Annotated in this window: 5 protein-coding genes; all 5 read right to left on the bottom strand. The window is 51.4% G+C overall.

The window, feature by feature from the left end; genetic code table 11:
• Nucleotides 1–3,342 carry a SusC/RagA family TonB-linked outer membrane protein gene (locus tag KTQ90_RS06945; RefSeq protein ID WP_217317729.1) on the bottom strand — a complete coding sequence of 1,114 codons (3,342 nt, stop codon included), beginning with the start codon at nucleotides 3,340–3,342 and terminating at the stop codon, nucleotides 1–3.
• Nucleotides 3,343–3,420: 78 nt separating this feature from the next.
• Nucleotides 3,421–7,248 carry an endo-beta-N-acetylglucosaminidase gene (locus KTQ90_RS06950; RefSeq protein ID WP_217317730.1) on the bottom strand — a complete coding sequence of 1,276 codons (3,828 nt, stop codon included), beginning with the start codon at nucleotides 7,246–7,248 and terminating at the stop codon, nucleotides 3,421–3,423.
• A 210-nt stretch (nucleotides 7,249–7,458) separates the two neighbouring features.
• Entirely contained in the window at nucleotides 7,459–11,211 is a 3,753-nt protein-coding gene (locus tag KTQ90_RS06955; protein WP_217317731.1) for an endo-beta-N-acetylglucosaminidase, read from the bottom strand.
• A 365-nt stretch (nucleotides 11,212–11,576) separates the two neighbouring features.
• Nucleotides 11,577–12,197, bottom strand: coding sequence for a transposase (locus KTQ90_RS06960; RefSeq protein WP_217317732.1), 621 nt, complete (start codon nucleotides 12,195–12,197; stop codon nucleotides 11,577–11,579).
• 488 nt (nucleotides 12,198–12,685) lie between these two features.
• Nucleotides 12,686–14,881, bottom strand: coding sequence for a ribonuclease R (gene rnr, locus KTQ90_RS06965; RefSeq protein ID WP_217317733.1), 2,196 nt, complete (start codon nucleotides 14,879–14,881; stop codon nucleotides 12,686–12,688).
• Nucleotides 14,882–15,209 lie beyond the last annotated feature (328 nt).

Consider the following 15,209-nt stretch of genomic DNA (forward strand, 5'->3'; position numbering starts at 1 on the left):
TTAGAAGTTTACATTCAATGAGAAGCCGAACGAACGTGACGACGGCATATTGAATACCTCGAATGCGCCGAGACCAGTGCCTGTAGAGAGCGATACGTCTGGGTCAACCGGAGCGTCCTTGTAGAGGAAGAACAAGTTGCGAGCGATAAACGAGAGGCTCAGGTTCTTGTTCTGACCGAAGAGGTTGCGGAAAGTATAACCGAGAGAGAGCTCACGCAGACGGAAGTTGGTACCGCTGTAGAGGTAACGCTCGATGTCCTGAGGAGTTACACCACCAACTGAGTTGTAGTAAGACTCGATAGGAACGATACGACCTGAACCATCGTCAAGACGGATACCGAGGATGTTATTGCCATAAACTGCATCAGCGTAGATGTTGTTCTTCTCAGCGTAGAGGCGAGCGTCAGCTGTGCGCTGTGACAAGCCTGCACCGTCGAGGAACGACTCTGTCATAGAGAGCACCTTGCCACCGATACGACCGTTGATGAGGAATGAGAGTGTGAGGTCCTTCCATGTGAAGCTGTTAGACCAACCCATCTGCCACTTAGCATTCTGGTTGCCTACATACTTGCCGAATGTCTTGCTCGACTCTGTCTCCATTGACAAACCACCCTTAGCGTTAAGAACGTAGTGGCCGTTCTCGTCGCGCTTGATGTCTGTTACGTACATGTCGCCCATAGCGCCGCCTTCCTTGTAGAGCACCTGCACACCGCCTACGTATGTAGCGATAACGTTCTCCTTACCGGTCTCCTCGTCGTAAGCTGTACGGAGGATCTTGTTGTCGTTGTAAGAGAGGTTATAAGATGTCTTCCAACGGAGCTGGCCGAACTTGAAGTCGTAGCCTACAGTAGCCTCAATACCCTGGTTGCGGATCTTGGCAGAGTTCATCGGGATAGACTTGCCAGAAGCGTTGGTACCAACGAGGTAGAGGTTAGACATAGTAGAGTTGTAGTATGTCAAGTCGAAGCTCAAGCGGTTGTTGAGGAACAATGCCTCGATACCGGTCTCGAAAGAAGCTGTCTTCTCAGGACGCGGATTCTTGAAGGTAGCCCATGAAGACGGAACCAATGCACCTGTCTCGAAGTTGCGTGTAGCACCAGCGTAAACGATACCCGGGATAGAGTTACCTACCTCTGAGTAAGAAGCACGGTACTTCAAGTAGTTGAACCACTCTGGCAGCTGAACGAGATTGCTTACGATAGCGTTCGCACCGAAGCCGAAGTAGCCGTAATCCTCAGGCGTACCACGATCCTTGAACTGACGGAAGGCACGGTACCAGTCGCGACGGTATGAACCATCCAAGTAAACTGTCTCCTTCCAACCAATCTGGCCTGTTACGACAGCACCCTTGTTCCAGTCAGAGCTCTGGCTCGGAGATGTAGCGCCCGGGCCACCGGCTGCTGTAGAGAAGTAGTTAGCCATTGTAGAGATGTGCTCACGGTCACCATAGTAGTATGTAGCTGTTACGTCATTGCCATGACCGAACGACTTGCGTATATGACCTACGTAACCTGCTGTTGCAGATACGTCCCAATCACCGAATGTCTTGTTGTAGTTAAGCATGAAGTCGGTGTAGAGGTCGGTTGTCTTAGAGTAGCTCCACCAGTAGCGACCCAGGTCTTCCATAGAAGCAGGGAGCCATGTTGTAGCGTAACGCTTCGACTCGCTCTCATACTTTGTGAAGTCCATACCCAAACGAGCCTGGAATGAGAGACCGTCGTAGATATCAAGCGAACCGGTGATGTTACCGAAGAAACGGTCTTCCTTAGCTACGCTTGAGTTCTGGTTAACAAGCCAGTACGGGTTGTTCTGGCCCTGAGCTGAGTAAGCCCAGTTCTGCATCGGCTGACCTGTTACAGTGCCCTGCTCCTTAACCTTTGTATAGTTGCTGCCCTCACGCTTGAAGTATGTCTGCAAGCCTGTGAGCCAAGTACCGTTGTCTACGCGGTAGTTGTCGCGATAGTAGCCGAGATCGATGTTACGCGGCATCATGTACAAGTGGTAGATCGGGTTCATTGTGATACCACCACCAGGACGGTTCTTTGTCTTTGTCTGGATGTAGTTCATCGACACGTCAATAGAAGCGCGGTCGTAGAACTTGAAGCTCTGACGGAAAGAGAAAGTGTGACGGTTGTATGAGTTGTTCTCAATCATACCGTTTGCGTGAGAGTTACCATAAGAGAAGTAGCTGCTCATCTTGTCTGTACCACCTGAGAGGGCGATAGAGTTGTTGGTTGTCACACCGGTCTTAAAGAAGTCGGCAACGTCGTCCTTTGCACTGTTGCGCAAGTGTACGTCGTTCATTGTCTCGCCAAAGTGCTCGCCGTACATCGGAGTCTGGATGATAAGCTGGTCGTTATTACGAGCAGATACCTTATCGCCCCAGCTGCTGATGCTCATAGTGTGAGCGTTCTCGTCGATAGCAGCACCGTAAACGTTCTGAATTTTCGGAGTTGTGAGCGGAGTGTCGAATGTAACGTTAGAAGAGAAGTTAACGCCTACCTTACCCTCGCGACCCTTCTTTGTGGTGATCATGAGGACACCGTTGGCAGCCTCAGAACCGTAAAGAGCGGCAGCGTTGGCACCCTTCAGCACGTTGATAGACTCGATATCGTCAGGGTTGATCATTGAGAGAGCGTCGCTACCCTCAGATACGCCTGTTGTAAGCATGTTTGCACCTGAACCTACCTGGCCGCGCTGTGAGTTGTTCATAGGAACACCATCGACAACGATAAGCGGAGTAGAAGAACCGAGGATTGACTTGTTACCACGGAGGATGATCTTAGAAGCACCACCTGCACCACCTGCTGACGGTGTGATGGTTACACCAGATACTTTACCCTCGAGAGAGTTGGCAACGTTCGGATCCTGTACACGGTTGAGGTCAGAAGCCTTAACCTGCTGTGTAGAGTAAGTAAGTGACGACTCCTTACGCTTGATACCCATGGCGGTAACTACAACCTCCTTGAGCACAGAGCTTTCGTCTTTCATGGTAACGTCAACGTTGGCACGACCGCCTACCTTTACCTCCTGCGGTGTGTAGCCGATATAAGAGAACACCAAGACAGCGTTCTTGTCCTTAACGTCGATTCGGTAGTTACCGTCGATGTCTGTAACTACACCAAGACCAGTGGCACCCTTCACTACGACGCTAACGCCGATGAGCGGTTCGCCAGTACCATCCTTAACAGTACCCTGAACGACAGCGCCCTGAGTCTGTGTCAAAGCATTAGGAGCTGCGTTGCCATTAGCCGAAGCATACTGCATAGGCAGACCTGCTGCGAGCATCGCAAAGGCGGCTTTCAGCACCATGTTGCCTTTCTCGTTTGATTTGTTGTTCATTGTTTGTTTTTTAATAAATGAATATAGTTGGAACCGGCAGGGCGGCGTCGCCGCCCGCCGGTTCGCTATTCTTTGTTATTACTTCTTGATTACGTTGAGAGCCTTGAACGGCTTGCCGTCCTTGAGCACCTGTACGATGTACATGCCCTTGCCACCCTGAACAGCTACGTTCACTGTCTCGCCGGCATCAGCACGGAAGTCATTGCTCTGGAGCACCGCACCTGCTGCGCTTACGATGTTGATAGTGTAGAAGCCACCCTCAGAGAAGCGGAGGTTTACGCTCTCTACGAACGGGTTAGGATAAACAGAGAAGCCTGCTGCGTCCTTAACGTCGTTGATTGCGTCAACACCAGTGATAACGAGTACGTTCTCAAGTGCCTTCTCAGACTCGCCCCAGAAGTTGGTGAGCTTAACGCCTGCCTCATACTCGCCCGGACGAGCGAATGTTACGACAGCTGCCTTGTCGTCCTCAGAAGAGATGCGGCCACCGTTGAGCTGCCATGCGTGTGAAGTCTTAACCTCGAGTGTACCCTCGATGCCAGGATAGCCGGTCACCTCGTTGTTTGCACCTACTGTCTTGTAAGATGCTGTAGAAGTATTCTCACCGCCAGAGCCGTTCATCACAACCATTCTTGCCTTGTACTGAGCACCTGCCTTACCAAGGTTAACGAATGTAGAGTCGCTCTTGTCCATCTCCTCGAAGGTGTAGTAGCCCATGAGTCCCTCAGGAATCTCGTTAGCTGCATAGCCCTGCATTGCGCGAACTACCTCAGCATCAGTAAGAGGCTTGTTCCAAACCTGAACCTCGTCGATAGTTGCGTTCAGACCTGCCTTGTAAACACCGCCACCACCGATGAACACGTTAGCGTGCTCAGAAGTGTTGATGCGGCTGTCAGAGCTGTTCTCACGGAGGTTAGATGCAGCAAAGTTGTTAGGACCTGCTACGCACTTGCCGTTGAAGTAGATCTTCTGCTGCTTGTCAGCAGCCTGAGTAACAACGATGTGGTTCCAAACACCCGGGTTGAGTGCGTAACCTGTTGACATCATCGACTCTCTCGGGTTGTCGTGAGCTGTCCAGCCGAAGGTATTGAATGAAACCTCGTTAGCAAGATGGTTGTTGTGGCAGTCGTGCTCGCCAGCGTTGATCTGCGGACGAATCTGTACCCAGAGGTCACCCCAGTTGTTGTGCGGCCACTTGTCTGAGATAGTGTTCTTCTGGATGAGGTTTGTACCCTGCTTGTCGTGAGCATAGTTGTCTACCTTAACCCAGAGAGCGTAAGAGTAAGCCATGCTTGTGTTGTTGCCGCCGTCGAGTGTTACCTCTGCCGGGATCAAGAGCATGTTCGGATCCTTTACAACAAGACCGCGAGATACCTTACCCTCGCCGTCGCGTGATGTGTAGTTGAGCTTGATTTCCTCGTTTGTCTCAGCTGTCTGCTTGTCAGCAGTTACAGTCTCAACAACTGGCACAGCACCTGTCTTCTCCGGAGAGATGATAACCTTGCCGCGGAATGTCTCTGTCTTGCCCTCTGCATCAACAACCTCAAGGTCGTAAACGCCAACCTCTGGTACAGAAGTTGTGAACTGGTTGCAATTTGAGTACTTCTCGCCTACCTGAGCACCTGTCTGTGCGTTGAGCAGACGGAACGACTGAGCGTTCGGTGCGAACTGATCCTCGTAGTAAACCTTGAACTGCTCGTTCGGCTTGATAACCTGACGGTCGATAGCTACCTCTGTAGACGGTGTGTCGTACTCAACCTTCTGATAATTGCTCCAAGAGATTTCGCTCTTCTGCAATCCGTCAGGAGAAACGGCGCGTACACCGAAGCGGCAGTCGCGCTTCTCGAGGTCGGCTACCATCGGAGCGTCGACTACGTAAGCTGCCCAAGATGTTGTAGCTGTGAGGTACTGCTCCTTCTCGCCCTTCTGCTGGAACCAGATCTCGTAGTACCATGTGTCTACCTCGTCGTTGTATGTCTTCTCGCCACCGGTCTCTTCCTTAGCAGCATAGCGGATCTTGAAGTCGCAAGTCTTGTCCTTACCGCGGAGAACATCAATCTCCTTAATCTTCGGAGCAACCGGAGCGAATGTCTGCTGCGGGTTGCGAACTGCGAGCTCACCAACGAGCATGTTGTAGTCCTTAGCTGTATTGTCGAGACGGATACCAATCATTGCTATCTCGTCGCCCGACTTCAGACCGAGCTTGTCGAGAGTAGTGGTGAATGTTGTCCACTGACCGAACTTCTCAGCTGCAGGAATGTCAATCTCCTTGTACTCTGTGAGCTTGCCCTTGAGAGCTACGAACAACTTAGCGTGTGTGTCGAGCTCATTGCTCATCTTATATGTAAGAGAGATGTTGTATGAAGGCTCTGTCTTGAGCAAGGTCTTGAAGAGCTTTACACGAGATGTTGTTGTCTGACCCTTCAGGCGGAGGCAAGAGCCACCCCAGTAAGCGTCGTCCCATGTCAGCTCAGCCTGAGCGAGGTCTGCGCTCTTTGCGCTCTCGTTGCCGTCAACGATCCACCAACGCCATGTAGGCATGTAGTCCTGAGTAGCGATGTTGTGCCACTTGTGGTTGAACGTAACCTCACCCTCGTTCTTGAATGTGAGACCGTTACCGAGGTTGAAGCGTGTAACGAACGGCACCTGCTGGATAGTAGACTTAGCTGTTACGTAGCTTGCTACACCGTGGAACTTGCCCTTCAGGCTACCGTTAGCGAGTGTTACGACGTCGCTCCATCCGAGGATGTCAGGAGTGTTAGCCGGGTTGCGGTTGCCACCGCTGAACACCATCTCCTGCTTGTCGAGATAAGCCTGCTGGATAGCCACGTCAGATGTACCGTAGTCGGTAGCGCTCTGGTGGATAAGACCCTGTGAGTGAGCACCCCAGAAGCCTACTGAAGCCTCTACGTCGTTGAGGTCGTTCCAGTTAGAGCTTGAAGAGTGAAGCGCACGGCCCTGGATATCGAAGCCCTTGTAGTAGTCGTACGGATTGCGGCCAAGACTCTTTGCATATTCTGCAGTGTTCTTGAGAGTACCGTTACCGGTGTTGTAGTTAGAGAACATCATGTCGGTAACGATGTTGTCCTTATCACCGAACTGATTCTTGTTGTGAGCACTAAGACCCTGGTCGAATGAGATGCCACCGTAGTCGTTGGTACCGTCATACCAGTGGAGCTGGAACTTCCAACCGATCTTCTCAGCCTCCTTATGGCAAGCAGCGAAGAAGCCCTGGATCTGCTTCATTGTAGCAGCATTAGCATTGAACTCAGAGTTCACACCAACACCGTCGATGCCGTAATACTTGAGGATCTTAACGAAGCGCTCTACGTTTTTGTATGTGCCGTCAGAGTTCTTCTTTGTCAGCTCGCCGAAGGTCTTGCCCCAACCGCTTGCTGCGTTCACGTTAACACCAGCAGCCCAAGGAATAGAAGCAACGCAACCTACCGCTACACCGTTCTTGTGAGCAACGTCAGACAGACCGCCAGTTACGCGGAACCAAGGTGCTGTCCAGTTACCGTGGATGCTGAGGTATGACCACATAGAGAAGTTGTCGCCCTCGAAGCAGTAGCGCGGAAGAGCCTTCCAAGAAGACGTTGGGTCGTCGAGCGGAGTCCAGAGACACATCTTACGACCCGGCTTAGCCTGCTTGCTAACCTCTGCCTGATAGTCGTCAGCCTCAGCGATGCGCGGCAATGGGCGAACGCGTGAGATATAGAACTGGTCGTCCATTGCGCTCACCTCGCGCGGAGGTGTGCCAGCTTCCCAGTTCCAGATGTTCTCGAGGAGGTACTGGTCGCCCTTGTCCTGGATGTCTAACGGATGAGTCGGAGTACGCTGAGCGTAACCGAACACGCAGCCACACAGAAGCATGGATGCGAGGAGTGTTGTCTTTTTGTTGTTCATTTAGATATTGTTTTGTTGATTAGGTATTTTAAAGCACAAAATTGACGAGTATACAAGTATGCTATGTTTTTATACAAGTGGACGAGTGGACGAGCAAACGAGCTTTTTGCACACCTATATAATATAAGGTGTATAATCAGCTTGTCTGCTTGTCAACTCGTTCACTCGTCTATATATTTACTCGTTTACTCGTCAACTTATAGATTTATTTTACTTACGAATAAGTTTCACAGTGCGAACGGTCTTGCCGTCCTTCTTCACATTAAGCACGTAGATGCCTGCCTTAGCAAGGTGTACGTTAACCACGTTGCCAGCGTTGAGCTGAGCAGCCTTGCGAGCAACCTGCTCACCAGCTGTTGTGTAAACGCTAACCTCGTATGCGCCAGCCTCAGCGAACTCTACTACTGCGTCCTCGCCTACTGTGTAAGCCTTCATCTCTGCGCCCTCTACAGCGTCAACGCCAGTAGGATAAGCCACCTTGATTACAGAGAATGTCTTCTCTGCCTTACCAAGAGCGTTAGAGAGTGTAAGAGTTACGTCGTAGTCGCCACCTGTACGGAACGAAACGTTTGCAGAACCTTCCTCGCCGTTACCAGTAATGTCAGCGAATGTAGCGTTCTTTGAAGTCCATGACGGCTTGGTCTCTACCTTGTATGTCTCGCCAGATACGAACGGAGAACCTGCGATGTAAGTCGGCTCAATCCACTGGAGAGTAGCCTGACCCTCGCTGCCACCTGCAACCATATCCTGCATACCTGCCTTTGTGCCAGCAAGTGAACCTGCAGCTGAGAAGTAGTTGTCAGTAGCCTTCTTTTCGAAGTCCCAGAATGCCTTCACGCCAGCAGGGAGGTTGTTAGCGTTGAGGTCGCCCATAGCAACCTTAGCGTCTGCTGCTGTGACTGCCTTGTCCCAAACTACTACGTTGTCGATAACACCGTCAATGCCGTAACGTGAGAAGAGCGGACCACCGATGCAGAGGTACATACCGTTTGTGATGCCATAGATATTGTTCTCATAGTCTGGTTCTGTTGTCTTTGTGGCTCCACCGGTACGATCCCATGAAGTAACGGTCTGCTTAACGCCGTTTACGAACAGGTCGCTACGGAAGTTACCGCCATCGTTATAATCAAAGGCCATTGTTATGTGTACCCAGTTGCCTACAGGCAGCTTAGTGTTAGCATACTTATAGTGAAGCTCCTTGTTAGAAGTAGCGTCTGTACCACGGAAGTTGTAGTGATCGATGCTACCATCTGCGCTGATACCAGACCAGTTCCAACCCCAGTCTGTCTTAGGCCAACCATCCTGCTTGTTGTAAACATTGAAGAGAGTTGTAGGATCGCCAGACTTGATGCTGTTGATCTTCAACCAGAATGAGATAGAGTAAGACTTCTTGCCTACGAGACCGAGGTCTGCAGCAGCAACACCGAAGCGCTTCTCCTTAAGGTCGAGGCCCTGTGAACCTGCACCGTCAGCGTGACGACCTGTGTAAGCCATCTTAACGCTCTCGCCGGTCTTGAGAGAAACATCCTCATCGCTACCGTTAGCTGTGAGAGTGTAGATCTCAGGCAGAGCACCTGTGCCCTCGCCAGTGATCTGGATGTAAGATGCGAATGTACGTGTGGTCTGCTTAGCAGCACCATCCTCACCATACTCGTTGCCAGTAACCTTGAGGTCGTAGCTACCGACGTCAGCAAGCGATACAGTCCAAGAGTTGCCTTCGCCGCTCTTAACTACAGCGCCATCCTTAACGATCTCCCACTTAGCAGCCGGGTGCTCAGGGTCGATGTAGCTGAGTGTGAACTCCTCGTTCGGCTTGATAGTCTTCTTGTTGCTCTGAATATCGTCATTGTAAACGTATGCAGCAGGCTCCATGTAGTTGCTCCAAGCAATCTCAGACTCTGTCTTGTGGTCGAGAGCTACTGCAGAAACACCGAGGCGTACCTTTGCGTTTGCCTTAGTAGTCGGGATTGAGTAGTAGAGACCAGCCCAAGAGGTTGTTGTACCCATGAGCATCGGCTCCTTGCCCTCCTCCTGAGCGTAGAGACGGAAGTGAGATGTCTTAACGTCGAGGTTGTAGCACGGCTCGCCAGCTGCCTTGTTGTTAGGCATGTTGAAGATGATCTTAGCGTCCATACCAGCCTTGCTGTTGTAGAGCATCTTGGTGTTAGCTGCGTCGATAACCGGAGCAGCCGGTGTAGCGTAGTTGCCACGAACGATAGAGAACTCGCCGAGCATGAGGTCGACGTTCTTAGCGTTCTTGAAATTGAGAGCTACGAGAGCAAGAGTTTTGCCGTCGAAGTCAGAACCTACAGTGAATGTCTGCTTAACCCAGTCGTTAACGTCAGCTACACGATCTGCCTTGCAGAGGTTGTAAGCCACGCCCTTGTCTTCGCTGCCCTCAGCAGAGAGAACGAGGTCGAGGTCGGTAGCACCTTCGTTGAGCTTATAGCGAACAGTGATAACGTCGCCCTTCTTCAAAGCGTACTTTGTCTTGAAGAGGTGGAGATACTCGTTAGCTGTTGTACCGAAGACCTTGAGTGTAGAACCTCCGAAGTAAGCGTCGTCCCATACGAACTGAGCGTCGAGGCCCTCAGCCGGAACGTCAGCTGCTGTACGTCCGAGGAGTTTGTTAGCGAACCAGAAATGCCATGTCGGCAGGTAGTCCTGCATACCTACGTTGTACCAAGGTGTGCTGGTCTTGCGTTCGCCGTTAAGGTTGAAGAACTTACCATTACCGAGGTTGAAGTAAGTGATGAACGGCTCCTCAGCGAGATCCCAGCTCAGCGGTGAACGTGCTGTCATGAATGCAGCCATACCGTGCCAAGTCGGGTTGTATGCTGTGTACTGATGCTTGTCAACAATAGACGGAGTGATAACCGGGTTGCGGTTGCCGCCACCAAAGTAGCACTCTGTACGACGGAGGTAAGCGAACTGCTTCTTCTCGTCAGACGAACCGAGCTCTGAACGGCTCTCCCAGAACATGTTGTATGAGTGAGCACCCCAAAGACCGATAGAAACGCGCTGATCAGGCAGCAACGACCATGATGTGCCACCAGGCTCGCCACCCTGCATGTTCACACCACAATAAAGATCGAGCGGATCGCGACCGAGCTTCTCTGCATATGCTACAGAAGGAGTGAGCTGACCACGGTTCCAGTTGTAGTTGAAGAAGAGTGATGTACGTACGTTCTCGCTGTCACCGAATGTCTCCTTGTTATGGTTGCTGAGACCACCGTCGAATGTAACCTGACCGTAGTCGTTTGTACCGTCATACCAGAAGTTCTCGAATACCGGGTTAACCGGCTTCATCTTCTTAACGAGAGCTGCGTGGAATGTGCGTACCGGCTTCACTACAGAACCACCGTTGTAGAACTCTGAGTTGTAGCCCATACCGTCGATACCATAGTACTGGAAGAACTTTGAAGCCTTGTCTACGTCCATAGAGCCGATACCCTTAAGACATGCCGACCAGCTTGCGCTAAGACTTGCGTTAGGAATAGAAGCAACACCTGAAACACCTACACCGTTCTTGTGAGCGATATCGAGGAAAGCAGCCGGAATACGTCCGAGAGGTGCAGTCCAGTCGCCCCAGTGTGTAACATACGACCACATAGAGAATACCTCTGAGTCGAATACGCCGTTAGGAAGTGCGTTGAAGTCGGGGTTGTTTACCGGAATCCAAGCGATAAGCTTCTTGTCGTTCTTCGCATTGAGATCAAGACGCACCTGTGTAGCCTCGTTGCGGAAACGAGCACGTGGCTTTACACGTGAGATATAGAAGTTGTCGTCTGCTGTTATCTGGCTGCCAGGAGTCCAACCCTGAATAAGGGTGTGGAAGTTTTCGCTGCCAGTGTTCTTGCCAGCTTCTACATAACCTTCACGCATCTGCTGTGCGTTAGCGCTCATCACAGAAAGTACGAGACCTGCTGCGAGAGTCAAAGTTTTGCGGGAAAAATTCGCCATAAAGATTTGTATTTAGTAAATTGATTCAGTTTTTCTTAAACGAATGTATGTGTAAAAAGTTAGAGAATGGAGAGTATGGTTAGTACACTTCCATTTGTTCTGCAAAAATACGCATTTTTTGTGAAAAAGATATAAATCAGATATTTCGTTTTTATTATATTAACATCTTTAACATTTCGGGCAAGGGCAGGGGGTGCACTTGTCTCAAGTGCACCAACCGAGTTAATGGTGCACTTCTTGCAGGGGGTGCAGTTGTCTCAACTGCACCAACCAAGTTAACCACACATTCAGTTCGGTTGGTGCAGTTTTGCTTTGTTGGTGCACTTGAGACAAGTGCACCCCCTGAAAGCACCCCCTGAAAGCCACTACAGCAGATACTGCACATTCTCTGCTACATATAATGAGTAGCTATCTTCCGGAAGTCCGTTAGGGTTATTAACAATGTATGCCAGTTTATGTGCGAAGTCGTCTTCTCCACGCATCATACGATCGAACATCTCACGTTGCCACACATTACCATCCGTCCCTAAACATTGTTTTATCATACGTGACGAATAGCGCTTCAACTTACTGACAATAGAGACAACGCTGTTTTCTCCTATCGGCGACAGTAGAATGTGAACATGATTGGGCATTATGACGAAGGCATGGAGGTGATACGTCTGATTGTCGTTGAAGAACAGAGCTTCCTCAACAAACTGCCTGCACTGCGCATTGCTCAACACACAACCGCCATATCCAATCTTCAACCACCCCTCCACTATTTCTTCCAAACGTTCTTCCTCTGCCGTCAGCTCTCCATCCTTCGTCTCGCACCGTCCTAACGCCTCGCGCATGAGTGACAACTCCTGCAGTTTGGTCTGAGGAAGTGAGTCGGCAAGGCGAAAAGTGATAAACTGCACCGCCTCTGGCTGGAACCAATGAGGCAAGTGACCACACCGAATAAGTATGTCGGAACGACGGTTTAGGAAGGTGATGTGAGGCATGATGGGGTTGGGGGTTAGAGGGTGAGATAATTTTAATGAGGGAGGGGCGGTACTTGCAGGGGGTGCACTTCTTGCTTACTTGGTGCAGTTCTTGCAGGGGGTGCACTTGTCTCAAGTGCACCAACCAAACTAACTATACAATTTGCTTGATTGGGCACTTCTTGCTCGGTTGGTGTCACTTCTACTTGGTTGGTGCACTTGTCCCAAGTGCACCCCCTGAGTATACCAATTCTTGCTTGGTTGGTGCACTTGGGACAAGTGCACCCCCTGAATATACCACTTCTACTTGGTTGGTGCAGTTGAGACAACTGCACCCCCTAAGTATGCACTTTTTGCTTGGTTGGTGCAGTTGAGACAACTGCACCCCCTGAGTATACCACTTCTACTTGGTTGGTGCAGTTGAGACAACTGCACCCCCTGAGTATACCACTTTTTGCTTGGTTGGTGCAGTTGAGACAACTGCACCCCCTAAGAAGTGCACCCACTTATTAGTCGGCCAGAGTGAAGTCGAGCTGTTTCTTTTCGAGGTTGGCACTTGCCACCTTGATGCGTATGGGGTCGCCAAGCTGATACTTGTTGTGGTGGCGTCTGCCTACAAGACAGTAGTTGCGCTCGTCGAAGTCGTAGTAGTCGTCGTCGAGGTCGCGCATCGGCACAAGACCCTCGCAGTGGTTCTCGTCAATCTCGCAGTAGATGCCGTACGACTGTATGCCCGAGATGTGTGCGTCGTAGACGTTGCCCACACGTTCAGACATAAACTCCACAGCCTTATACTTTATAGAGTCGCGCTCGGCGTTGGCAGCAATCTGCTCCATCTCCGACGAGTGCTCGCAAAGTTCCTCATAGTGCTCCTTGTTGGCAGAGCGTCCGCCCTGCTGGTAGCGTGTGATGAGTCGGTGAACCATCGTGTCGGGATAGCGGCGGATAGGCGATGTGAAGTGAGTGTAGTAGTCGAACGCCAGTCCGAAGTGACCGATGTTGTGGATAGAGTACTTTGCCTTCATCATAGCGCGCAGCGCCACGGTCTGTATAAGGTTCTGCTCGCGCTTGCCCTCGCACGCCGACATGAGCGTGTTGAGCGACTTGGCGAGTGCGCCCTTCGTGCCGTCGGTCTTCATCTTGTAGCCGAACTTCACCACGAACTCGCGCAGCGTCTCGAGCTTTGTCGGGTCGGGGTTGTCGTGCACACGATAAGGCAGCGTCTTCGGCTTCTTGCCCTTCGCCACCTTGCCCACCGATTCAGCCACGGTGCGGTTGGCGAGGAGCATGAACTCCTCGATGAGCTTGTTGGCATCCTTCGAGCGCTTGAAGTAGCAGCGCACCGGCTTGCCCTTCTCGTCTACGTCGAAGTGGAGTTCCTCGCGGTCGAACTTCACGGCGCCGTTCTTGAAGCGTGCTGCGCGCAGCTTCTTAGCCAGTCGGTCGAGCATGATGAGCGCGTCGGCGTTCTCGCCCTTGTATCCGCCCTTAGGCGCTGCAGGTGCCGGTTCGCCCGTGCCGTCTACCACGCCGTTCTGCTCGAGCAGCTCCTGCACCTCCTCGTATGCGTAGCGGCGGTTCGACTTGATAACTGTATGCACGATGCGGTACGCCTTCACGTTAGCCTCCTCGTCGAGGTTGAAGATTACGGAGAACGCTAACTTCTCCTCATCCGGTCGGAGCGAGCAGATGAAGTTGCAGAGGCGCTCGGGGAGCATCGGTATGGTGCGGTCGACGAGGTAGATGCTCGTAGCGCGCTTCACAGCCTCCTTGTCAATCACGGATCCTTCTGTGACGTAGTGCGACACGTCGGCGATGTGAACGCCCACCTCCCAAAGACCTTCCTTGAGCTGTCGGATAGAGAGCGCGTCGTCGAAGTCCTTTGCATCCTTCGGGTCGATGGTGCAGGTGAAGACGTCGCGGAAGTCCTCGCGCTCGGCATAGTCCTCCGGCGTTATCTCTGCCGAAATCTTCTCGGCAGCCTCCTCCACGTTCTTCGGATACTTATACGGCAAGCCGTACTGTGCGAGGATGGTGTTCATCTCCACGTCGTTGTCACCAGCCTTTCCGAGCACGTCGACCACTTCGCCAATCATGTTGCGGTGGTCCTGGTCGGGCCACTCGACGATGCGCACCACGGCGTTGTCACCGTCCTTGCCGCCTTTCAGCTTGCGGCGCGGAATGATGATGCTGTTCGCCAGCACGTTTGCCGGAGAGATGAGCGTGCAGAGGTCGTGGTCGAACGAGAGTCGTCCGACGAAGGTGTCCTTGGCGCGCTCCAGAATGGCTATCACCTGCGCCTCCTTTATGTGGTTCTTGCGGCGAGCCATGCAAGCGAAGCGCACGCGGTCGCCGGTGAGAGCCCACATCGAGTTGCGTTCAGCCACGAAGATAGGCTTGTCTGAGTCGTCGGGCATGATAGAGTTCTTGCCGTTTGTCTTGCGCTGGAAGATGCCCTCCTGCACCTGTCCCTTCATATTGAGCTGATAGGAGTTGTCGGTCACTCTGGTGATGAAGTCGTCCCACGCCATCTCCTCCATGATGTCGATGGCGAGCATCTTCAGCGGATGAGTGTCGAGGTGGAGTGTGCGGAAAATCTCTTTGAACGTAAGCGTCTTTCCCGGATTAGCGGTAAAGAGTTCTTCCAGCTTCGGGGCGAGCTGTTTCTTGGTTAAGCGTTTGCCGCCTTTCTTTCCTTTTCCCATAGTTTTATTCTTTTATTCGGCGTGCAGTCGTGCGTAAGATTAGCCTTGCGGGTTAACGTTTTCGTAGACGAGTTGAAAGCTGTATATATAATAAGGTGTAATTCGGCTCGTCATGGTTGCATGTTCTGCCCGTCGTAGTTATTGTTTTACTTTGCAAATAAACAAAAAATATTTGGAATATCAATGCGATTGGCTTAGTTTTTTAGGCTTAAATGGCATCTTGACGCTCGTATCTGTCGGCACAATCCTTTCAAATCACGATATACGGTCATAATATTAACCCGTTGGCGGAATTAATTTAAGTTGATAAATATGAGTAAAAAGTTGC

The sequence above is a fragment of the Leyella stercorea genome (assembly GCF_019052365.1).
In the GTDB taxonomy this organism is placed as follows: Bacteria; Bacteroidota; Bacteroidia; order Bacteroidales; family Bacteroidaceae; genus Prevotella.

What these genes read in the sequence shown, in the direction of transcription:
- KTQ90_RS06945 (WP_217317729.1), bottom strand. Translation starts at nt 3,342, where the DNA reads ATGAACAACAAATCAAACGAGAAAGGCAACATGGTGCTGAAAGCCGCC.
- KTQ90_RS06950 (WP_217317730.1), bottom strand. Translation starts at nt 7,248, where the DNA reads ATGAACAACAAAAAGACAACACTCCTCGCATCCATGCTTCTGTGTGGC.
- KTQ90_RS06955 (WP_217317731.1), bottom strand. Translation starts at nt 11,211, where the DNA reads ATGGCGAATTTTTCCCGCAAAACTTTGACTCTCGCAGCAGGTCTCGTA.
- KTQ90_RS06960 (WP_217317732.1), bottom strand. Translation starts at nt 12,197, where the DNA reads ATGCCTCACATCACCTTCCTAAACCGTCGTTCCGACATACTTATTCGG.
- rnr (WP_217317733.1), bottom strand. Translation starts at nt 14,881, where the DNA reads ATGGGAAAAGGAAAGAAAGGCGGCAAACGCTTAACCAAGAAACAGCTC.